16 protein-coding genes and 3 tRNA genes are annotated in these 21,313 nt (G+C 52.0%); 7 read left to right on the top strand and 12 right to left on the bottom strand.

Translation table 11 applies throughout. The features are described from left to right. Positions 1-455 precede the first annotated feature (455 nt). From DCC81_RS09540 to DCC81_RS09525, 4 genes are all read right to left on the bottom strand, one after another. Positions 456-1,988: a SusD/RagB family nutrient-binding outer membrane lipoprotein gene (locus tag DCC81_RS09540; protein ID WP_108686297.1), complete on the bottom strand. Its 1,533-nt coding sequence runs from the start codon at positions 1,986-1,988 to the stop codon at positions 456-458. A 5-nt stretch (positions 1,989-1,993) separates the two neighbouring features. Next, positions 1,994-5,332, bottom strand: coding sequence for a SusC/RagA family TonB-linked outer membrane protein (locus tag DCC81_RS09535; protein ID WP_133177619.1), 3,339 nt, complete (start codon positions 5,330-5,332; stop codon positions 1,994-1,996). A 157-nt stretch (positions 5,333-5,489) separates the two neighbouring features. After that, entirely contained in the window at positions 5,490-6,431 is a 942-nt protein-coding gene (locus DCC81_RS09530; protein WP_108686295.1) for a FecR family protein, read from the bottom strand. 188 nt (positions 6,432-6,619) lie between these two features. Further along, positions 6,620-7,213, bottom strand: a complete 594-nt coding sequence (locus tag DCC81_RS09525) for an RNA polymerase sigma factor (RefSeq protein WP_165806514.1) — start codon at positions 7,211-7,213, stop codon at positions 6,620-6,622. A 375-nt stretch (positions 7,214-7,588) separates the two neighbouring features. Between DCC81_RS09525 and DCC81_RS09520 the strand changes: the two genes are divergently transcribed. Together DCC81_RS09520 and DCC81_RS09515 are read left to right on the top strand one after the other, a co-directional pair. Next, positions 7,589-7,664, top strand: a tRNA-Gly gene (locus tag DCC81_RS09520). Positions 7,665-7,893: 229 nt separating this feature from the next. After that, positions 7,894-7,969 (top strand) — tRNA-Gly (locus DCC81_RS09515). Between the two features lie 131 nt (positions 7,970-8,100). Here DCC81_RS09515 and DCC81_RS09510 read toward each other — a convergent pair. Further along, positions 8,101-9,540: a phytoene desaturase family protein gene (locus DCC81_RS09510; RefSeq protein WP_108686293.1), complete on the bottom strand. Its 1,440-nt coding sequence runs from the start codon at positions 9,538-9,540 to the stop codon at positions 8,101-8,103. Positions 9,541-9,672: 132 nt separating this feature from the next. On the opposite strand from DCC81_RS09510, the gene DCC81_RS25695 reads away from it, so the two are divergent. Beyond that, positions 9,673-10,230, top strand: a complete 558-nt coding sequence (locus DCC81_RS25695) for a DUF1801 domain-containing protein (RefSeq protein WP_108686292.1) — start codon at positions 9,673-9,675, stop codon at positions 10,228-10,230. A gap of 72 nt (positions 10,231-10,302) precedes the next feature. Here the strand turns inward: DCC81_RS25695 and DCC81_RS09500 are convergent, their stop codons facing one another. Together DCC81_RS09500 and DCC81_RS09495 are read right to left on the bottom strand one after the other, a co-directional pair. Next, positions 10,303-10,500 (bottom strand): hypothetical protein, encoded by a 198-nt coding sequence (locus DCC81_RS09500; RefSeq protein WP_108686291.1) that lies wholly within the window; start codon positions 10,498-10,500, stop codon positions 10,303-10,305. Between the two features lie 77 nt (positions 10,501-10,577). Further along, complete coding sequence (locus DCC81_RS09495) at positions 10,578-11,606, bottom strand: glycosyltransferase family 2 protein (RefSeq protein WP_108686290.1); 1,029 nt, start codon at positions 11,604-11,606, stop codon at positions 10,578-10,580. A gap of 122 nt (positions 11,607-11,728) precedes the next feature. On the opposite strand from DCC81_RS09495, the gene DCC81_RS09490 reads away from it, so the two are divergent. After that, positions 11,729-12,883 (top strand): sensor histidine kinase, encoded by a 1,155-nt coding sequence (locus tag DCC81_RS09490; RefSeq protein ID WP_108686289.1) that lies wholly within the window; start codon positions 11,729-11,731, stop codon positions 12,881-12,883. Here DCC81_RS09490 and DCC81_RS09485 read toward each other — a convergent pair whose 3' ends face one another. The 5 genes from DCC81_RS09485 to DCC81_RS09460 form a co-directional block, all read right to left on the bottom strand. Then, positions 12,884-13,459: a protein-tyrosine phosphatase family protein gene (locus DCC81_RS09485; protein WP_205686280.1), complete on the bottom strand. Its 576-nt coding sequence runs from the start codon at positions 13,457-13,459 to the stop codon at positions 12,884-12,886. It abuts the gene before it with no gap. After that, positions 13,446-14,330, bottom strand: coding sequence for a diacylglycerol/lipid kinase family protein (locus tag DCC81_RS09480; protein ID WP_108686288.1), 885 nt, complete (start codon positions 14,328-14,330; stop codon positions 13,446-13,448). Before DCC81_RS09480 ends, DCC81_RS09485 begins: the two co-directional genes overlap by 14 nt. Before the next feature lie 114 nt (positions 14,331-14,444). Next, on the bottom strand, positions 14,445-16,958 hold the full coding sequence (locus DCC81_RS09475; protein WP_108686287.1) for a cation-translocating P-type ATPase: 2,514 nt from the start codon (positions 16,956-16,958) through the stop codon (positions 14,445-14,447). A 130-nt stretch (positions 16,959-17,088) separates the two neighbouring features. Next, positions 17,089-17,568 carry a heme-binding domain-containing protein gene (locus tag DCC81_RS09470; RefSeq protein ID WP_108686286.1) on the bottom strand — a complete coding sequence of 160 codons (480 nt, stop codon included), beginning with the start codon at positions 17,566-17,568 and terminating at the stop codon, positions 17,089-17,091. A gap of 1,056 nt (positions 17,569-18,624) precedes the next feature. Next, positions 18,625-18,708 (bottom strand) — tRNA-Leu (locus tag DCC81_RS09460). A gap of 142 nt (positions 18,709-18,850) precedes the next feature. Between DCC81_RS09460 and DCC81_RS09455 the strand changes: the two genes are divergently transcribed. The 3 genes from DCC81_RS09455 to DCC81_RS09445 all read left to right on the top strand — a co-directional run bounded on the left by DCC81_RS09455 (position 18,851) and on the right by DCC81_RS09445 (position 21,190). Then, complete coding sequence (locus DCC81_RS09455) at positions 18,851-19,111, top strand: hypothetical protein (RefSeq protein ID WP_108686284.1); 261 nt, start codon at positions 18,851-18,853, stop codon at positions 19,109-19,111. Positions 19,112-19,260: 149 nt separating this feature from the next. Next, the gene (locus tag DCC81_RS09450; RefSeq protein ID WP_108686283.1) at positions 19,261-20,532 is read left to right on the top strand and encodes a DUF2130 domain-containing protein; all 1,272 of its coding nucleotides are present in this window, start codon (positions 19,261-19,263) and stop codon (positions 20,530-20,532) included. A gap of 37 nt (positions 20,533-20,569) precedes the next feature. Then, positions 20,570-21,190, top strand: a complete 621-nt coding sequence (locus DCC81_RS09445; RefSeq protein WP_108686282.1) for an HAD family hydrolase — start codon at positions 20,570-20,572, stop codon at positions 21,188-21,190. Positions 21,191-21,313 lie beyond the last annotated feature (123 nt).

Raw genomic sequence — 21,313 nt, 5'->3', positions numbered from 1 at the left:
CCTGGGCACCCCACCGGAATCTGATTTTGATGGGATCCTGAAACCGGCCGCCAATATCTGTGACGTGCCCATGTCCGTGTTCTTCCTGCCGGATACCAACCGGCAGTATTGCGTTCCCGATAAAAACAAAAAGGCCCTACCTGTCCCAGACAGTAAGACCTTTTTTCGGGTAAAGCTGTGTGTCTAATATATTCCCGGTATCAGCAGTTTTCTGGAGTTAGCGGATGAAAGGCCACTTTCAGGGCAACGGCCTGCTGATATACCGTGGTGATGATCACATTTTAAAAAGAAAAGACCCCGCCTCGACAGGCGGGTTCTGTTGTTAATTGTTCTACATTTTACAGTATACACAATCTTTGTGCAAGGTTCCCAAACGCACACGCCTATACGACGGTGCAACTACGACTAATGATGCATGTTTTTATGTTTTTGCATAACCTGGTCTTAAAAATTTTTTACTCATCCCACCAGGTCCTGCTGGTCATCTTATCCCCGCCGGGGAGGGCCGTTTGCGCCGCCTTGTAGTTGGCTGCATTACTGCTGGCTTCAGACAGCGGGTAAGGAAGCCTGCGGGGGATGGTGCCGTGGGTGATATTGCCCGGGTAATTTACCGGCACAAGGGCCGGGAGCCCGGTACGGCGCCAGTTGCACCACGCCTCGTATTCATTGAACAAGGTGGCTGCCCAGAACTGGGTATTGATCATTTCCAGTCCTTTGGCCGCATTATATGGATGTGCGTTATAATAAGCTTCAGCGGCATCTTCCCCGATCACACCCGCTACTCCATAAGCTGCCAGTTCCCTCATTGCGGCCACCACGCCATTGTGGTAGTGGCTTTCCGCATTGCCCATGCCCCAGCGGGCGGCGGCATCTGCCAGTAAAAATTCAGACTCCGCATAGGTGAGCACAAACGTAGGCGCATCCAGCTTCACCACCAGTGCACTGGGCTGGCTGTAAGCATCCACCGTGTCCGGGAAGTCCGGCCGGCTATAAATACCGTAAGGACTTAGCCTGTCAGTATTATAGCCATTGGGCAGCCCCTGTTGCTCGCCGGCATTATGATGCCCGTTGATGCGCACTTCCGAAAGTACCGGCAGGCGGGGATCATCATTGCTCTTCATAAAATCCACGAAGGTCTTTGACAGCTTGGCCTTTGCGCGGATGGAAGCCTGCAGGAAATCCAGGCTTACGCGGTTCTGCGTAAGGCCCTGGCCTGCTTCATCGTGCATTACAATGGCATTATCTGCATTGCTTTGCATGGTATGACCACTTGTTTGTCTTACATATTCTTGCGCCGTGGCCGGGTCCCGTTTGGTAAGGCGCATGGCCATGCGCAGCAGCAACGTATTGCCAAATCGCTGCCAGGCAGCGATTTGATCGTCCCGGTCATGGAAAAAAAGATCTGTTGCAGGCTTATCACCGGCAGGGTCCAGGGCTGCGGTGGCCTCGCTCACTTCCTTGAGCAGGTCTGCATAGATGGCCTGCTGCGCATCGTACCGGGGGTAATACACTTTATCGTAGTACCCGCGCCCCGCCTCAAAGTAAGGCACATCGCCATAGATGTCTGTTACGCGCTCCATAATCATGGCGCGCATCATGCGGCCCATCTGGTGCAGGTTGTTATACTGCGGCTTGTCCCCGGTAAGTGCCACCAGGTCTGTAGCCATCTTCACCTGCTCACCATATGCCGATTCAAAATAATCCCCGGTATTGGCACTGGAGAAATACTTATCCCCGTAAAATTCATACGTGTCCAGCGCGGCCAGGTGCTGGATGAAAGCCCCGCATCCTCCCAGTTCCACGTGCGCCGCATCGCCCCCGCCCCGGGCACTGCCGGTATAAGTGAGCTGCGCGGCAGACAACAGGTTTTCCGGCGCATATTGTCCCGGCCCCGTGGAATCGGGATCTGTATTCACACTGTCAAAATGTTTCTTACACCCCATAAGGCCTATCAGCAGCAGTATATAGAGCATGATCCGTTGTTGCATGGGCTTCAGAATTTTATATTCAGGTTAAAGCCCATGGAACGGAAAGCCGGTACTGCTGCCAGTTCCAGTCCCTGTACATTGGAATTGCTGTAATTGGATTCCGGGTCTATGTTTGGCGTATGTTTCATGACCGTCCACAGGTTGCGGCCCACGGCGCCGATGGTCATACTTTTAATTTTATGATGAAAGGCATTTACCGGGAAACTGTAGTTCAACTGCACCTGCCTTAATTTGATAAAACTTGCATCATACACAAAAAGAGCGCTTTCCGCATAGGCTTTCTGTGAATAATAATCCGGGGCCAGTATTTGCCCGGTGCCATAAGTAAGCTCCCTGCCCGGCAGCGTCGCTTTAGATAATCCGTACGTATAGGCGTAATAGTTAGTAGCGGAAAAGATCTTACCTCCAAATTTGCCGTCTACCAACGCTGACAATGTAAAGCGTTTATAGCGCAGGTCATTGGCTACACCGCCCGTCCATTTATGAATACCGGAGCCCCAGGAGCGCAGCTCACCACGGCTCACGTTGTTGTTATACGGATCAATGACCACCTTGCCCTTTTCATCGCGGGCTACGTCAAACGCCATGATCTGCGAAGCCGCCTTGCCCACCACGTGATGAATGAAGGCCGTTTCCTCCACCTGGGAAGTGCCGATCTCCAGGTCCGTTTGTCCCGGCGCCAGCCGGTCCACCACGTTCTTATTCACTGCGCCGTTGAACGTCACCGTCCAGTCGAAATGCCTTGTTTGCACTGGTATACCCTTCACCAGCAACTCCACTCCGCGGTTGTGCAGTTCCCCTATGTTAAGCACTGCCCCGCTATACCCGGAGGTGATGGAAGCCGTTGCATAAATGATGCTGCGTGAAATGCGCTTGCTGTACACCGCTGCATCCAGGGAGATGCGTTTATGCAGGAAAGCCATTTCCACGCCCGCTTCCAGCTCCTTCACCGCAGAAGGTTGCAGGTCTTTATTAGGTATATATTCATTGACGATGGTGCCAATGGGAATGCCGTTGATACTGCCCGCCTGCCTGTAATTGAGCAAGGTCTGGTAAGGGTCTTCCGCCTCCCCGCCCACCGCTGCATAACCCAGGCGCACCTTGCCAAAATCCATCCAGGGCATGTGCCACCGCTCGGTGAATACAAAAGAGCCATTCACGGATGGATACAGGTAGCGGATCTTGCCAGGTGCCAGGGTACTGTACCAGTCGTTCCGCCCGGTGATATTAACGTAGCACATATTGTGATAAGCCAGGTCTGCCGCGGCATATACAGAAGCATTTTCCACCACCGGGTCAGAGATCTCCGGTGTTGCATATCCCCTCACATTGTTCATATTGTACACGTAAGGCGTTACAAAATCGTAACCCACCAGGCGGTGCATGCTGGATGCTGCCTTGCGGTAATTGGCCCCGGCATTGACATTTACCACCCACTGGCGCCAGTGCAGCTGCCTGCCTGCCAGGAGGTCCAGGTTGCGTTCTGTGGCCGTGTAAGACTGGTCTACCATGGTGCCCGGGTTGTAATAAGCCGTGCCCGTAGGGGTCACCGAAATAAAGTGGTCCGACAGGTAATCCTCGCCTATCCTGCCTTGCAGGAACCATCCATTGTTAAATGTATAACGGAGGCTGGCCATGCCAATAAAGCGGTTGCGGCCCATGGTATTGTAAAACTTACTCGTCGTAAAAAAAGGGTTGGTGGTATACTCCTCCGTGGAGATGAGTTTCTCATCTCCCGTAGCAGTGTACCCCGGCTCCCAGTTCCTGATGTCCACCGTGGTAGGGATGAACAGGGTGGCATAGTTGGGATTGGCCGGTGCGTCAGACACGCTGGGCGCATTGTTGATCCGCTGCACAATGTAGTTGGCTTTAAGATCAAGGCTCAGGTGCCTGTCCAGTTTATAATGAGTGGTCAGGGTAAAACTCTGGCGGTTAAGCCCGGAGCGGGGCACAATGCCGGCCTGACCAAGATTGCTGGCAGCAAAACGGATGGCGCCATCACTGCCCAACCCTTTGGTAAAGGCCAGTGTGTTCGTATAGGCGCTGCCGGTGCGGTAAAAGTGGCTGATATTATGCCTTACCGCGGCATAGGGCCTTTCCACGCCGTCAAACTGGATGGCGGGTTGTCCGTCCACCCGGGCGCCCCAACTGCTGAAAGCCGTTTCCAGTGCGTTTTCCAGGCTGGTGGGCTTGTGATTGTTTTCCCCCTGCCCGTATGCGTATTGATAATCGGTGTTGTCTATCACTTTTTCCAACACCGCGTTGGAATTTAATTCAATGTCCAGGTCTTGCCCGTTCTTTCCCCGCTTGGTGGTGATGAGCACCACGCCCTTGCTGCCTCGGTAGCCGTACAAGGCGGCGGCAGCCGCACCTTTGAGTACAGAAACGGTTTCAATATCATCCGGGTTAATGTTGCCAATACCATCCCCGCTGTCGTACCCACCCCAGTTGTCTGCATGGGAATAGGTGTTGTTCACAATAGGCGCACCATCTATCACATACAGTGGCTGGGAGTTGCCGTTGATGGAAGACACGCCGCGGATGATCACATTAGCAGACGATCCGGGGCCGGTGTTCACCGGGCTCACATTCACACCGGCCACCCTGCCTTCCAGGGCGTCCATCACGTTCGTGGTGCGGGCGGTTGCCAGGGTTTTCCCCGCTACTTCCGTTACGGAATACCCGAGGGCCCTGCGCGCTTTTTCCACACCCAATGCCGTTACCACTACTTCCTGCAGGCTCCGGAAATCCGCTTCCATGCGGATCTCCAGGGTATGCTGGCCTTTTACGGCCAGGTGTTGTGTCTGGTAGCCGGTGAGGGAGCAAACAAGGCTGCTACCTTCACCGGCATGCAAAAAAAAACGGCCATCCGTATCTGTGGAGGTGCCGTTGGCGGAATCAGCTACCCGCACAGATACATTCATTAACGGTACACCGCTGGCCTGGTCTACCACAAGGCCGCTGATCTCCTGGCCAGGATGTTGTCCTGCCAGGGGCTGCGCCTGCCGTAGCACAATATGATCACCTTTCACCTCGTACACGATATGAAAGGGAGCTAACAATTCATTGAGCACATCCCGCAATTTGCGGTGGGTGATGTGCAAACTTACGCGCTGCCGGTTCGCATCGGGGTCCATGGCATATACGAATTTTACGCCGGCCGCACTGCCTATGCGCTTCAGTGCTTCAGACAGGGATACCTGCTCCATATCCACTGTAACGCTACGTCCCAGCAGATCACCGGGTGCTGCTGTATCCTGGCGGAACACGCGGTACCGCATCTCAGGAAACGCCGGCAGCCCACAGCTCAAGATGCAAATGACGAATACTAATCTGCGTTTCATGGTGTAGCCCAAACAGGGATGAAAGGCCCGGATCGGAAAAAGATATAGGTTAAATGGAAAAATGTCTTTTCCATCATAATACGATTCATAAAGGCATGACTACTAGTGGCAGGTAAACTTTTTTTGATTTTTTTTTCCGCGGCGGGGAGCCAGGGTGTCAGAAACAGCCTTTGCCGTCAATGTACCAGGTACCGTTGGCTTCCCGGGCATGACCGTTGAGCGCTATTGCCATGCTGGAAAGGATCTCCGGCAGGGTTTCCTGTGTAAAATCGCCATAGAACACACATTGCTGCAGGGCTGCATTGACCACAATCTTTTTATTGAACCGGGTTTGCAGGATGCGTACCACCTGTTGCAGCGGCGTTTTATGAAATACCAGTTCCCCCCGGGTCCAGGCAACGTTGCTACTGTCTTCCACGGTGGACACGGTAAAGGCAGCCCCCTGGTAAGTGGCCTCCTGGAGGGGGCCCAGCGTGACAGGCTGGTTTGCAGGCGCGTCCTGCACCGCTACTTTACCGGAAAGCACGGTAACGGCTATACGCCGGTCTGCGGGATAATTGCTAACATTAAAACGGGTGCCCAGCACGCGGGCCTGCACGGCTCCAGCGGCTACAGCAAAAGGTTTGGCAGGATCGCTTGCCACATCAAAGCAGGCTTCACCCTCCAGTTTTACCAGGCGCTCGCGGCCTGCAAAGTCCTGCTGGTATTGCAGGGTGGTGCCGGCGTTGAGCCACACAGTACTGTGATCGGGCAGCTCCACGCGGCGCGGGGACTGTCCGGCGGCATTGCTTTCTGTATGCCATGCCAGCACGGGGGCCGGGTGGGGCCTCCATAAAAAGTAAGCGCCTGCGCCCATGCAAAGGGCCAGGATCGCGGCCGCCATACGGGGCCACCATCGCTTCATTGGGTGAACGGGCGGCTTGCTGCCGGCTCCTGCTGCTACCGCGGGTTGCTCGTCCCAGGCATTGTCCAGCATTGCTTTTAATTGCTCATCGTGCTCATGTGACTGCAGCCATTCAAATAATCGGTGCAGTTCTTCTTCCGTCAGCTCATTCTTCCTATACCGTTGGAAAAGGGCTTCCAGCTCTTTGTTGTACATAAACCGGGTTGTTTACGGGCGCTCGTTGTGCCTTGGCACTGCAATGGATAAAAAAATGGCCCAGTAGGAGAATGGACATTGGTCACAATAATAGGTTTGTAATAATAATACGCCAATTCGTATTATAACTACCAGTGTGCTCAAAAAAAATATTTGCCGGGGGAATAAACCGGCTGGTACTCAACCTGTCAGCTACAGATCAGTACCAGCAGTAAGGGCAGCCAGCAACCCGCGTGGGTTTTAAAATAACGGCGCACGGCCACCAGGGCAGCCGCCATATGATTGCGCACGGTATTGGCAGAAATGCCGAGTTCCAGTGCAATTTCATCATGGGTAAGGGCGTGGGTACGGCTCAGGGTAAATACCTTTTGTTGCTGTGGTGGTAAAATGGAAATAGCCTGTTGGTAAAGACGGTGATACTCTTTAAAATGTATAGCGCTATCAGCAGGTTGTCCTTTATGGAATTGCACGGCGTGCCACACCTCATTTTGCAGGGAGCGGTCGCGGGCTATTTTCTTGAGATGGTCAAAGGTAGCGTTGCGGGCAATGGTGCGCACCCAGTGGGCAAAAGGCTTGTCCGGGTCTATCTGTGCGCGGTGCAGCCATACCTTGGTGAGTACATCCTGTACGACCTCTTCGGCGGTGTGGCGGCACTTTACAATGCTGCCCACAAAATAGCAGAGTTGGTGATAATAAGATGCATATACCGTTGCAAAGGCAGCTTCATCGCCGCTGCGCAAGCGTGCGATAATATCCGGTGCAACAGTTGGTAACGTATCCATGCGTGATAACTGAAAAATGTTGGATGTGCAGTACAGTGTCATGTTGTGGTTCGTCCGGCGGCTTGCGTATACCAGGTGTCGGGGGACGGATCAGATTGCGTACGGCATGTTTGTATAAAAATAAAAAAATTAATATGAACTAATACAATTTTAGGATGTTTCAGGAAAAAAATAACGTTATTCCGTATAAACGGCCCCTATTTTACCGCTGGTCAGGGCGTTTTCATCTGCGAATGTGGTGGCTGGTTTGTGGCGGGCTAAAAAATCTTGCAAAAATATTTGGAGGATTGAGACAAGTCATTATCTTTGCAATCCCAAAACGCAATACAGCACTGCGTTTGGAGCCAAAAGGGTTCTGTTTTATTTGGGATAAATGCGGAAGTAGCTCATTTGGTAGAGCACGACCTTGCCAAGGTCGGGGTGGCCGGTTCGAGCCCGGTCTTCCGCTCCAGTTTTTCAAAAAGCCGTCTTGTTTAAAACAGGACGGCTTTTTTGCTTTTTGCCGGGTGAAAAAATTTATTTGCCTGAAACATACTACTGGCAAGCATTTGCAGCAGAAGGTGTGAAAAATTTATGTTTAAGATTTGGCAGTTCAATGCACTTTCCTATATTTGCACTCCCGAAACGCTTTACAGCAAAGCGTTTGGAGCCGAAAGGGTTCTGTTTTATTTGGGATAAATGCGGAAGTAGCTCATTTGGTAGAGCACGACCTTGCCAAGGTCGGGGTGGCCGGTTCGAGCCCGGTCTTCCGCTCCAGTTTTTCAAAAAGCCGTCTTGTTTTAACAGGGCGGCTTTTTTTGTTTTCCGGCAATGACCGCCGCGGGGCGGGGTTGTTGTCACCATTCCGGGCACGGAAAAAATTACACTTATATAAATCGCATTCCTGCCTAATTATTTTCCAGCTTCAGATCAATTTTCCAGATATCCTTTAATGCCCGCCTGGCGGCATGAAACCCACACATGCCATGCACGCCCCCGCCGGGTGGTGTGGAGGCAGAGCAGAGATACAGGCCTTTTTTGCCGGCGCGGTAAGGAGAAGCGCGCAGCGCAGGTCTTGTAAACAACTGCCAGATGTCCAGCAGTCCACCGTTAATATCGCCACCGATGTAGTTGGGATTGTAGGCCTGCAATTCCTGCGTATTGAAAGTGTGGCGGTTAATGACCAGGTCTTTGAAGCCGGGAGCAAAGCGTTCTACCTGGTTTTCGATGGCGGCGGTGCGGTCTGCGGTGCTGCCGGCGGGTACGTGACAGTAGCCCCAGAGCACTTCGTGGCCTTCGGGGGCACGGGTAGGATCAAAGCGGCTTTGCTGTGCCAGGAGCACAAACGGCTGATCTGCCAGGCGGCCGGCATTTACCGCTGCTTCTGAGCGGGCTATTTCGGCCGCGGTACCACCCAGGTGCACCGTACCCGCACGGCGGCAGGCTTCATCTTTAAAAGGTACCGGCCCGCTGAGAGACCAGTCTATCTTGAACACACCAGGGCCCGTACGGAACTGTTTTAACTGCCAGCGGTAAAAAGCGGGCAGGGACGCGCCGGCTATGTCTACCAGGTGCTGTACGGAGGTGTCGAAAAAGACTGCCTTGGCTGGCGGCAATTCATCCAGGGAGCGCACGTAATGGCCGGTTTGCAACTGCCCCCCGAGCGAGAGAAAGTAGGAAGTCATCGCGTGGGCAATACTTTGGGAGCCCCCCTTCGGAATAGGCCAGCCACCCAGGTGCCCATTGATCAGGAGCACCAGGGCCACCGCCGCCGTGGTGGCCTGGTCCAGCGAAAGGAAACTGTGGGCGGCCATGCCGGCAAAGAGTCCCCGGGCCGCGGGGGTTTGAAATGGCTTCATCAATTGCTGCACAGCGGGCAGGCCTTGCAGGCCAAAAGCCGCCATGCGCAGGGGATGCCGGGGAATGGACAACGGCCCCAGGATGCTACCGGCTATAGACGGCCACCGCTGTACCAGGGGCTCCATCAACCGGCGATAGGCCGGGCCGTCTGCCCCCAAAGCAGTAGCGGTGGCTGCCACGTCGTGCAGGAGCACGCCCGCGGGGCCATCGTCCAGCGGGTGGGCCGCCAATACGGGGGGCTGCAGGTACTCCAACCCAAAATCGGCCAGGGGCAAGGTTTTCAGGAAAGGAGAGCCAATGGCCAGGGGATGGATGGCAGAGCACACATCTGACCAGTAACCGGGCCCGGTAAGTTCCGCCGTACGCAGGCCTCCGCCTGGCTGGGCATGCCCTTCCAGGATGAGCACAGCAAGCCCCTGCTGCTGTAATGCTATACCGGCGGCCAGCCCATTGGGGCCTGCCCCTATCACGATCGCATCGTATGCCATTGCCTCGTTTTTTTGAAACTGTAAAATAAGAAACTAAAGGGTAGCAGCTGTCCTTTTTACACCGCCAGGAAGGCCAGCATGCCCTCCCTGTCATCCATGGATTTTTATTTATTTCGTAGCAAATCTTCTGCTATGCAACACTACCCCGATGTGGATACTTACATTGCCAGCTACCCCACCGCTACCCGGCGCCTGCTGGAACAAATGCGTACCACGATCCGTAAAGCCGCGCCCCAGGCAGAGGAGGTCATCAGCTATGGCATGCCCGCTTATTCCCTGGGCACCAAACTGGTATACTTCGGGGGCCACCAGCAGCACATAGGCTTTTACCCCACGGCATCCGGCATCCGGGAGTTTGAACAGGAGCTTTCCCGTTATAAATTTTCAAAAGGCGCTGTGCAGTTCCCGTTGGATAAGCCTTTGCCGCTGGCCCTTATAACCAGGATCGTAAAAATGCGGCTGAAGAAAGTAACGGAGCAACAGGCCCTGCCGACAGCTGCGGCCCCTTCACCTTTTGCCACCCTCGCCGCCCCGGCGCAGCGGGCGCTCCTGTCGCACCACATCAAAACATTAAAGCAGCTGGCAAAACACAGCGAGGCAGAGATCCTTGCCTTTCACGGGGTAGGTCCCGGCAGTATCCCATCCATGCGCAAGCTGCTGGCGGATGCAGGGCTGCATTTCAAGGCCTGACCTTCATCCATGCACATAAAAAAAAGCCACCGCATTTACTGCAGTGGCTTTTTTCAATATGTTTATATGTGCTTATTTATACTTCGGATCGTAGAGGGTGTTGTCCGGCACATTCACACTGGGCTTACCTTCGTAGTGGTGGGTATACAGGTTATAGCAACCAGCCAGCGCAAAGAAAAACATGCAGAACAGGCTTACATAAAACAGGAAACGGGAAGATGCTACCCAATTGCGTGTAAAATCTTTTTTATTCTCTACGGTATTTTCCATATCTATTTTTTTCGCACTGCAAACTTACATGATGTCATGTAAAAATCAAAGTAATTTCCTATTAATATATGTACCTGTCACTGCCGGGTCAGCTCAGAAAAGGTTTTCCGGCCTAAAAAATAATAGCGCCAGATCATGATCCCATGAAAAACGCCCTTCAGGTCAAAGAGTTTCAGGCGGGGCAACGTATCACCCGAGGCATCGTAATCCCGGCGCCAGTGGCGGAAATGCCGGTAGGCCAGGTAAATGGCCTTCATATCCCGGGGTTTGCCGGACACCAGGCTTTTGAGCCCGGCCAGGATATCCAGGAAAAAGCGCTGCAGGAAAATGATATTGCGTTCCGCCGGGTGCAGGTTCTTGTGCAACATGATCAGGTTGTTGCGGAAATTGAGGTACAGTTTCCGGGGATTGCCCTGGGGCAGGCTGCCCCCGCCCACGTGGTATACCAGCGACTGCGGGCAGTAGGAAATGCGGTAACCGGCCCTTTGGAGGCGCCAGCACAGGTCCACCTCCTCCATATGGGCAAAAAAGTAGGGATCAAACCCGCCCACCCCGTGAAAACACTCAGCACGGATGAAGAGCGCCGCCCCCGTGGCCCAGAAAATATCCTGGACGGTATCGTACTGGCCATGGTCCTCCTCCGTACGGTACAGGATACGCCCCCGGCAAAAAGTGTAGCCGAGGATGTCCATCCACCCACCGGCGGCGCCGGCGTATTCAAAACAGGCTTTATTGGCATAAGCCCGCAGCTTGGGCTGGCAGGCACCAATGGTCTTGTCGGCCTCCATCTGGGCTACCACCGGCTCTATCCAGCCGGGCGTTACCTCCACATCCTGGTTCAGGAGCACATAAATGTCCGCCTTCACATGTTGCAGGGCCTCGTTATAGCCGCCGGCAAAGCCCGTATTGACCGCATTCCGGATAATGCTGACCTGTGGGAAATGTGTCCTTGTATAGTCCACGCTGTCGTCGGAAGATGCATTATCCGCCAGAATAAGCTGTAAATTACCGTAGGTAGACCGGCAAACGGACGGAAGGAACGCTTCCAGGAATTTTCTGCCGTTCCAGTTCAGGATAACGACCGCTACGGATGGCAATACCGGCAATGATTTTTCGTTTATGCGTGAACAAATGTTTTTGCGTTGCAAATATGCAACAAAGACACAGATAATTTAGCTTTACGCAAAATGCTTTTGCCCCGGCATCCGGCTTTTTCTTAATTCGCACTATGTTCAAGCAATACCTCGGCGGTAGACTTTTTTTATATGCCAGTGCCATATTCATTATCGCGGTCACGATCTGGTTTGTCAATAACCTGAGCGCCCGGATAGAACAGGAAGAAACCAAGAAAGTGGCTACCTGGGTGGCTGCTACGCGCACCCTCTTCGTTTCATCGCCTACCGATGCCAATTTAAACCTGGCCATCGAGATTGTGACGAACAATAATACGATCCCCCTCATTCTCACCGACCAGGATGGCAATATCATCGACAGCCGCAACCTGGACTCTACCCGCATCATGCGGGATCCGCACTATCTGGCCCATGAACTGGCCGACTTCAAAAAGCAACACCCGCCCTTCCGCATGGAGATAGATCATAACCTGAAGCTCTATAACTCCATCTACTACGGTGATTCCTATATCCTGAAAATGGTTCGCTATTACCCCTATATACAACTGGCCGTGGTGGCGGTTTTCATTGGGGTGGTGCTCCTGGCCCTGTCCAGCACCAACCGGGCCACGCAGAACCAGGTGTGGGTGGGCTGGGCCAAGGAAACGGCCCACCAGCTGGGCACCCCGCTGTCCAGCATAGAAGCCTGGCTGGAAATGCTAAAGACCAACCCCGATAACGATCCTTTTGTGAGTGAGCTGCAGAAGGACCTGGACCGTCTCAAACTCATTGCAGACCGCTTTTCCAAGATAGGCAGCGTGCCCCGCCTGGAAGAAACGGAAGTAGGCCAGCAGATAGAATACATGGTCAGTTACATGCGCAAACGGGCCTCCCAGAAGGTACAGTTCTATGTAGAACCGCATGAGCAGCCCGTGATGGCCATGCTATCCCCACCCCTGTTCGACTGGGTACTGGAAAACCTGCTGAAAAACGCGCTGGACGCCATGGAAAGCGGTATGGGCGAGATCTCCGTGCGCATGGAAGAGCACCCGGGCCACCTCATCATTGATGTGCATGATACCGGCAAGGGCATTCCCAAAGCCAATTTTGAAAAAGTGTTCAAGCCAGGTTTCAGCACCAAGAAAAGAGGTTGGGGGCTTGGCCTGTCGCTGGCACGCAGGATCATTGAAGACTATCACAAGGGCAGGATCTACGTGAAGTCGTCCGAAGCCGGGAAAGGCACCACCTTCCGCATCTGGCTGAAAAAATAATTATACCCGTGGTATCACCTCCACCGGCCGGGGTTGATCTTTATAGAACGCTTCCAGTTCCTTCAATCGCAATACCTGCATGGCTGTGGGCCGGATAAAGGTCCTCACTTTCTGCACCAGCGCAAATGCATCTTCGTACGTAAGCCCGGTGTACAGCAGGTAAGCAATGGCCATGCTGGGTCCCCGCCCCTGCCCCTGGCGGCAATGGATGTATACTTTTCCACCCCCGCTTATTTCATCGTGCGCAAATTTTGCCCCTGCCTGCAGGGCTTCCATGGAAGGGGGCGTGTTGTCTGACGTGGGCAGGTGCAGGTAACGCATACCCATATACTGGGCCTCCGTGTAAATGGAGGTAATGCGCATGTTGATGATGCCGGTGATGCCCATGCGTTTCAGTATTTGCAGCCCGCGCAGGTTGTACTGGCCACCCAGGTAAAGATTGGCGGTGATCTGGCTGCGTTTCAGCGTGGGAATGCCAGCCAGGATGCGATGGCTCTGATCATACACCTTTTGCACAAAAATGACCAGGATGAGCCAAAGACTTTTGCTTTTGCGGGGCAGGTTATGGTTGCTCATGCGGAACGATTACGTTTAAACAATGCGGTGCCACCTTTACATGCCACAGCCGGGCTTCATCGGTTTCATCATCGCGGATGTAAGTTTGTTTTTCTTCCGTCCACAGGCGGATCTCTTTGCCGCGCCAGTGGCGCAATACCTTTGACTCCGTTTGCAAAGCGGTGCTGGTGGTGGCTTTCAGCAGGGTAAAGATGTCCGCATCATCCAGCATCACCACATCCAGCAGGCCATCTGTAACGCTGATGCCCGGCAGCATGGAATAACCCTGGCGGCCAATATTGCCCGCGTTCATGATGGTAACGGCCACCGCATCCTGGGTGAAAGTTTCCCCATCCACCTCCAGCCCATAGCTTACCGGCGTGGCCTTTTGCAGGGTTTGCAGGGCGGTGATGCCGTAGGCCCATTGGCCCCAGCGGTCTTTCAGCTCGGTACTGGCCTCGGTTACCATGTCCGCAAAAATGCCCATGTTGATGCGGATGAGGAAGGGCGCATCGTTTACCAGGGCCATGTCAATGGGCAGGATGCGGTAATCACCGCCAGCCAGCAGGGCAATGGCCGCCTGCGTGTCTACGGGGATGGAGAGCTCCTTGGCCATTACATTGGCGGTGCCACCGGGGATGATAGCCAGGGGCGTGTTTGTTTTGTAGAGGCCGCGGGCTACTTCCATTACGGTGCCGTCTCCCCCGTAAGCGGCTACGGCGCTGGCTTTGCCGGCCAGGTCTTTTGCCAGGGTGGCGGCCTCGCCTATGGTGTTGATGACATGGGCTTTCCAGGTAACGGGGGATGGATCGAGGGCTTTTGCCAGCCAGGAGAGGATGGGCTCCTCCTTACCGGAGCCGGGATTGATGATGATATCGAGGTGGTTGAGCATCTTTAGCGGGTTGAGTTTTGTGGGGAAGGGTTGCTAAAAATGTGCCGGGGGGCGGCAGGGACAGGTTATTCCTTAAACGCCGCCCTAAAAGATTGCCCAGCCTGGGGCAATCTTTTAAGCCCGTCCTTTCCGCTGCTTTCTTCTCAATAGTTTATACAGCTCAAACCATAATACTGAAGCAACTGCTATGATCAGCGCCTGTCCCAATTCTGCCAGGCTTAATCCGGTAACTTTAAAAAAGACGGAAAGCGATGGGATGTACAAAAGCGCAAAAAGCAATATCAAGGTTAAGGCGGTAACGGCAACAAACAAGATATTACGGTTTTTGAAGCTCTCCAACAAGCTATAATAAAAGGAACGGTTCGTCAGGCTCAAGAGGATATTGGCAAAGATCAACGTGGTAAAAACCATTGCTCTTGTTTGCTCCTCGCTACCTCCTTTTTGTGCCATAAGCTGGTAAGCGAATAATACGCCCAGCGTGATGACTAAACCCTGCACAATACTTCTTCCAAGCTCTTTCCGGTTCAGGAATGTATCGGTCATTTTCCTTGGTGGCTGCAACATGGTATTCTTCTCCATCGGCTCGTTTTCATACACGATAGAGCAGGTTGGGCCCATGATCAATTCCAGGAAAATAACGTGCACAGGTGTGAATATCTGCGGATATACCCAACCTAAGAACAAAGGCAGGGATACGGTAAGGATAATGGGAATGTGAATGGAAATGATGTATTGAACCGCCTTTTTGATATTGGCATAAATCCTTCTTCCTGCTGCTATTCCGGTAATGAGTTTCTCCAGGTCATCGTTTACAATGACCAGGGATGCGGCAGCCTTTGCAATCTCGGTTCCCTTATTGCCCATTGCCACCCCGATATGTGCGGCCTTCAGGGCGGGCGCATCGTTTACCCCATCTCCCAGCATCGCAACCACTTCCCCGTTTTGCTTCAACGCATTTACTACCATCAGCTTTGCATCCGGGAACATCCTGGTGAACAAGACCTTTTCCTTCACTTCCTGCAATAATAACGCCCCGGAATGTTCTATAATTTCCTTTCCTTCTATGACATTATCAGCATTACTAATCCCGGCTTGCGCTGCAATGCTCTTTGTAGTATCCGTATTGTCGCCGGTGATAACTTTAACTTTGATCCCGGCATCATAAATATGCTGAAACACTTTCTGAATGCCTTTTTTAGGGGGATCATAAAACACCACCAGGCCCAAAAAATCAAACCGGAAATCCTGTTGCCTGCCGGGAAAATCATCCCCTTCAAAATGGGATCCTGCCACGCCCAGTATCCGGTAGCCACGTTCTCCAAATTTTTTTACCAGTGCCCGAACTTTATTCTTCTCCTCCTCCGAAAGCAGGGAGACCTGGAGAATGGCTTCGGGTGCGCCTTTTGCCGCTACGATCCGGTCCTTTGCTGCATTTTCAAACAAATGCGTCATCATGGGCGGATTGCCATCCAACGGGTATTCGTGGAACAAGGTATAAGCTCCCCTAAGGTCATTTTTTTGCGTTTGTTCATATACCTGGTGCAGGGTTTTCTCCATCGGGTCAAATGGAACCGGTTCACTGCTCCACATGGCATAGCCGATGAGATTTGACAGCGCCGCCTCTTTAAAGTGCTCTTCATCGAAAGTCTTGTCCGAACGGTAATCATACAAATGCTTCAGGTGCATGGTATTTTCGGTGATCGTGCCTGTTTTGTCGGTACAGATAACAGTAGTGCTTCCCAGGGTCTCCACTACGCTGCTTCGCTTGATAATGATGCCTTCCCGCATCAGCTTCCATGCACCTAATGCCATGAAAGTGGTAAATGCAACCGGAATTTCTTCCGGCAGAACAGACATTGCCAGGGTCAGCCCGTTCAGCAGGCTTTTGAGCAGGTCCCGGGTATGGTAATAGTTCACCACACAAACCAGCAGAAAAACAATAACACCAATAACCGCCATTGTTTTTACAAACTTCCTGATCTGGAGCTGTAACGGAGACGCTTCCTCCTTTATGCCGGACAGGGAAGTTCCGATCTTCCCCAGCCGGGTTTCCTTGCCAATTTTTTCCACCTCGAAAACTGCCAGCCCTGATACCGTAACCGTTCCGTTATACACTTTATTGTCTTCGTTTTCACTGCTTTTGAAGACTGATAGGCTTTCGCCGGTTAAAGAAGCCTCATTTACTGAGAAATCGTTGCTATGAATAATATGCCCGTCAGCATTGATCATCTTACCTTCTTCCGTAAGGCACAAATCGCCCACGACAATTTCATTTGTCGGTATCTCGACCACATGCCCGTTCCGGATCACAACGCTTAATGGTTCATTCAGCTTTTCCAAAGCTTCCAGGGCCTTTTTACTCCGGTTATCCTGGTAGAATGAAATTGCCGACACGGCCACAATGGCTATAAACATAAACAACGCTTCCGCGTGATCTCCTATAATTACGTATATAGCCGAGATGGCGAAAAGCAGGATCAACATGGGCTCTTTCAGTATGTCAACGAGCAGCTCCAGCGCAGTACTTTTATGGGCAGCGTCTATACGGTTGTAGCCATACTTCTTTCTCGAAGCGGCTACCTCCGTATTATTAAGGCCTTTCAAGTGACCGGGAATATTATAAGGCATAAAATAGAATATAAATTATAAAATACACTTTTTCTGTGACCTTGTCAAAGATGGGATCATCTGTGAGCCACCGCAAAGGGGAAAAGTATTCCCTTCATTTCAGTTTGCCTTTAACCGATTTATTAGTTTATCATTGGGATTTGGCCACAGCATCTACCCAATCTATCAACGTCTTTTTATCCGCTTCCGTAAGTTTGGCGTTATGATGAACCAGGGTGTAAGAAGACAATGGCATCTCACCATCCTTTACCGTCTCTGCTATCTGTTTTAGTTTCTTTTTTTGTTTTTCAACTGGATACGCATTGAACTCATCAAAATTCAGGTGCCTTTTTCCGTCGTTAATATGGCTGTTAAGCCAGGAAGCCACCGGTTGAATATTACTGTACCAGGGATATCGGGTGTTATTGGAATGGCAGTCGTAACAACTGGTTCTTAATAAAGCGCCCACATGCTGCGGCACGTTATAATGAAGTTCAATGGCGTTGGCGTCCTGTTTTTCAGCGATATTCCTGGCAGGGCGGTAAAACTGTATAAGGATTAAAAGCACCGCAAGCACCCATAGTATTCTCTTAATTGCTGCAGGTTTTGAGTTTTTAGATCTATTATTCATGGCTGTTATTTTTTTGGATCATTAAAGGATTACAGGTTCTCTTGGTCACAACATGCAGATCGGCAAGCTTTCCGGGATTGAAAATGCCGGTAAATTCAGTTAAACAGGTACTTACGTTGCCATCCGTTCAAACAACATACCGATGGGTTGACATGCTTTCCCGGTGTTTACCTTCAGGCCCGTTTAAGGTTTGTTCTATGCATATCCTGAACGAATTCCGTCGATCAATGCCGCTGTTTTGCAGATAAGCAATACTTGTGTTTACGGAATCGTAAATGGCTGCCAGTATAACATTCCTTTCTGAAGCAATGTTGTTCCATAGCCATCATGTTGCGATGTATGCCGTCGATAATGGAATTTCTCTTTCCGTAAAGGGTACTAACAGGACCGGGGCGGTTGCCAGATGGAAGAATGGAAATTATAGGAATAGCCTGGGTTGGTATGGGGCAATGGTTGCCTTTCCCCGATAAACTGGGCCTTACGCCCGAGGAAAAAAATAAGGGATGGTATTACAAAACTGGCTGCAATGACAGTAGAATGGATGGGCGTTTTAAATGGCAGCTGCATATCCCTGTCGTAATCTGCATCATGGGGAGAGCCATGCATATAATGGATGTCCAGAAATTCGAGGATCGTCAGATCCTTATTAAGCTGTCTATGTTCCTGGTAATGCTGGAAAACCACCGGGAGCTTAAGCAACTCCACCGCCACTGTTGTTGAAAACAGGTATAGTGTTAAGAAAAATATGGAAATGGCTTTCCTCACCCGGTAAATCTACAAAAAATAATACATCCGTTCGTGGCGGTTCAATTGGGGAGAAGGGCTTGATGTGGAGTATTTATTGGCTGGCGCAACAATTATCTAAACGCTTACTTTGTCAAATGAAGTGTTCAAACGGGTAAACATAAAAAGAGAGCTGTAGCGGCCGTGCTTTTTTAAAATAATGGACGGTGGCGCAGAAAACAGGTAACAAATTTCTTATTATATCCCCCGTTTTGCCCCCGTAAGGCAATATAAACAGCAAACCCGCTCTGAGAGCGGGTTTGCTGCGATTTGTGCGAAGGAGGAGATTCGAACTCCCAAGCCCTTTCAGGCACTACCACCTCAAAGTAGCGCGTCTACCAATTTCGCCACCTTCGCGTTTGGTAAGGAGGTGCAAAAATACACGGATTTTCAACATAGACAAATTTATCTGCCCGCCTGCCCTAAAAAAATTTCTTAGCCCATTCTTAACGCCCCCCTCCCGCCCTTATCGTATATTACATTCCTAAAATCAGGCTTTATGCAGAAAATCATCATCGTTACCCTCGCACTGGACCAGCTCTCCTCCCAGCCGGGCAACGCTCCCAAGGGTGCTGCAACCGTTCATGAACTGCCCGAGATCGACACCCTCCTGGAACAAGGCTGGCTGGTCACCGAGTACAAAGTGCTCCACACCGACCCTGCCAAAAATACCCTGTTCCTCTCCGTATTGCTCGATGACGGCGCAGATCCTGACGATCCCCTCTATGAATTTGATGAAGAAGAACTGGACATCGAATAGTCCCACAATACCAGGAAGGGCCCAGCCCTTCCTTTTTTAGCCCCGCCCAGCCCGCTTTCCGCCCACTACTGCAGTTTTATTACATTTGCACATCGCAGATACATTGCGCAGCGTACTGCTACTTTACGGCAGTACAAAATCTTGATCATATGGGAACATCAATCACCTGCCCCAGCTGCAAACACCAGTTTGTGATGGAAGACGCGTTTGCCGCCGATATCGAACGGGATATGCGCGGCAAAATGGAAGTAGAATGGCGCAAGCGCATGGACGCCCTCCAGGCGGAAAAGAACCAGGTCGCTTCCCTGCGTCAGCAAATTGAACAACAGAAAAACCAACAGGAAGAGGAACTGCAAAAACGCCTCACCGCTGAGCGCGCCCGTCTCCAGGAGTCCCTGGCCGAAAATATCCGCCGGGAAATGACCGGCGATTTTGAAAACCGCCTCCGCCTGGCCCAGCAATCGCAGCAGGACGCCGAAGAAAAACTCCGCGGCGCCCGCCAGAAAGAACTGGAATTCCTTAAAAGAGAGCAGGATTTCCTTAATAAAGAACAGGAACTGGAGATCCAGCTGCAAAAGCGCCTCCTCGAGGAACGCAACCTCCTGGCCGAAGCCATCCGCAAGGAAGAAGCGGAACGCAGCGCCCTCAAGGACACCGAATACCAACTCCGCCTCCGCGAGATGGAAAAGAAATTTGAGGACCAGCGCCGCCTGGCCGAAGAAATGCGCCAAAAAGCCGAACAAGGTTCGATGCAGCTCCAGGGCGAGGCCCAGGAACTGGCCCTGGAAGAAATGCTGCGCGCAGCCTTCCCCTTCGATGAGGTGGTGCCCGTGGGCAAAGGCGTGCGCGGCGCAGACTGTGTACAATTGGTCCGCAACCAGTTTGGCCAGGAGTGCGGCAAGATCATGTACGAAAGCAAACGCACCAAGGAATTTGGCAAAGACTGGGTGGAAAAACTAAAAGCAGACATGCGCAGCAACGGCGTTGAAGTAGCCGTACTCGTTACCCAGACCATGCCAAAGGACCTGGACCGCTTTGGCGAAAAAGAAGGGGTGTGGATCTGCACCTTTGCCGAAGTAAGAAGCCTGGCCGCTGTGCTCCGTGACGGTATTGTGCGCATAGCCGGCGCTATGAAAACCCAGGAAAACAAAGGTGACAAAGTGCACATGCTGTATGCGTACCTCACCAGCGGCGAGTTTGCCGAACAGTGGAAAGCCATCCGCGAAGGCTTCATGGCCATGCGCACCTCTATCCAGAAAGAAAGGGAAGCCATGGAAAAACTCTGGAAAGCCCGCGAAAAACAACTGGAAAAAGTATTGCTCAACGCAGCCCACATCAAGGGCTCTATTGAAGGCATAGCCGGCACTGATTCTGTAGACATGCAGCTCCTGGAAGACGCAGCAGACCTCCTGGAAGAATAACGATTAACCTTTAACCTGATAACAATTAATTAGCCACATGCAATATACCTCCATCATCTTTGACCTGGGTGCCGTGCTGATAGACTGGAACCCGCGACAACTTTACCGGAAGATCTTTGATACCGAAGCGGAGGTAGATCACTTCCTCACACATGTTGCCACGTCCGAATGGAATGAGACACAGGATGCAGGCCGCTCCCTTGCGGAGGGTACGGAGCTGCTCGTGCAAATGCATCCCCAGCATGAAGCGCCCATCCGCGCATATTACGGCCGCTGGAAAGAAATGCTGGTAGGCCCCATTGGTGGCACCGTGGAGCTACTGCATCAACTCAAAAAACAAGGCCATATAAAATTATACGCCCTCACGAACTGGAGCGCTGAAACCTTTCCCATTGCCGTGGAGGAATATCCCTTCCTGGACTGGTTTGATGGCATCGTAGTATCCGGCAGGGAGGGCATGCGCAAACCTACCGCCGCTTTTTATGAACTGCTGCTGGAACGTTACCAGGTAGACCGCAGCCAGACTTTATTCGTGGATGATAACCTGCGGAATATCAATGCCGCGGCGGCTTTGGGCATTGAGAGCATACAGTTCACCACCCCGGAGGCTTTTGCGGAAGTGCTGTATGAAAAAGGCATCCTGCAAAGACCTGCGTAAATGATCAATGAACTTTCAGGGGAGCCTGCGATTGTGCAGGCTCTTTCTGTTTTCAGCAATAACCACATTGGCTGTTGTAAAGTCCTGCCTTGGAAAATTCCGGTCAATTTGGTTCCTTTGTAT

This window comes from Chitinophaga parva (assembly GCF_003071345.1).
Classification (GTDB): Bacteria; Bacteroidota; Bacteroidia; order Chitinophagales; family Chitinophagaceae; genus Chitinophaga; species Chitinophaga parva.
This window is presented reverse-complemented; position numbering and strand designations above follow the sequence as displayed.

Bases quoted from the DNA above. Each gene is read 5' to 3' on its own strand.
- DCC81_RS09540 (WP_108686297.1), bottom strand. From the start codon at position 1,988: ATGCAACAACGGATCATGCTCTATATACTGCTGCTGATAGGCCTTATG.
- DCC81_RS09535 (WP_133177619.1), bottom strand. From the start codon at position 5,332: ATGAAACGCAGATTAGTATTCGTCATTTGCATCTTGAGCTGTGGGCTG.
- DCC81_RS09530 (WP_108686295.1), bottom strand. From the start codon at position 6,431: ATGTACAACAAAGAGCTGGAAGCCCTTTTCCAACGGTATAGGAAGAAT.
- DCC81_RS09525 (WP_165806514.1), bottom strand. From the start codon at position 7,213: ATGGATACGTTACCAACTGTTGCACCGGATATTATCGCACGCTTGCGC.
- DCC81_RS09510 (WP_108686293.1), bottom strand. From the start codon at position 9,540: ATGGCATACGATGCGATCGTGATAGGGGCAGGCCCCAATGGGCTGGCC.
- DCC81_RS25695 (WP_108686292.1), top strand. From the start codon at position 9,673: ATGCAACACTACCCCGATGTGGATACTTACATTGCCAGCTACCCCACC.
- DCC81_RS09500 (WP_108686291.1), bottom strand. From the start codon at position 10,500: ATGGAAAATACCGTAGAGAATAAAAAAGATTTTACACGCAATTGGGTA.
- DCC81_RS09490 (WP_108686289.1), top strand. From the start codon at position 11,729: ATGTTCAAGCAATACCTCGGCGGTAGACTTTTTTTATATGCCAGTGCC.
- DCC81_RS09485 (WP_205686280.1), bottom strand. From the start codon at position 13,459: ATGAGCAACCATAACCTGCCCCGCAAAAGCAAAAGTCTTTGGCTCATC.
- DCC81_RS09480 (WP_108686288.1), bottom strand. From the start codon at position 14,330: ATGCTCAACCACCTCGATATCATCATCAATCCCGGCTCCGGTAAGGAG.
- DCC81_RS09475 (WP_108686287.1), bottom strand. From the start codon at position 16,958: ATGCCTTATAATATTCCCGGTCACTTGAAAGGCCTTAATAATACGGAG.
- DCC81_RS09470 (WP_108686286.1), bottom strand. From the start codon at position 17,568: ATGAATAATAGATCTAAAAACTCAAAACCTGCAGCAATTAAGAGAATA.
- DCC81_RS09455 (WP_108686284.1), top strand. From the start codon at position 18,851: ATGCAGAAAATCATCATCGTTACCCTCGCACTGGACCAGCTCTCCTCC.
- DCC81_RS09450 (WP_108686283.1), top strand. From the start codon at position 19,261: ATGGGAACATCAATCACCTGCCCCAGCTGCAAACACCAGTTTGTGATG.
- DCC81_RS09445 (WP_108686282.1), top strand. From the start codon at position 20,570: ATGCAATATACCTCCATCATCTTTGACCTGGGTGCCGTGCTGATAGAC.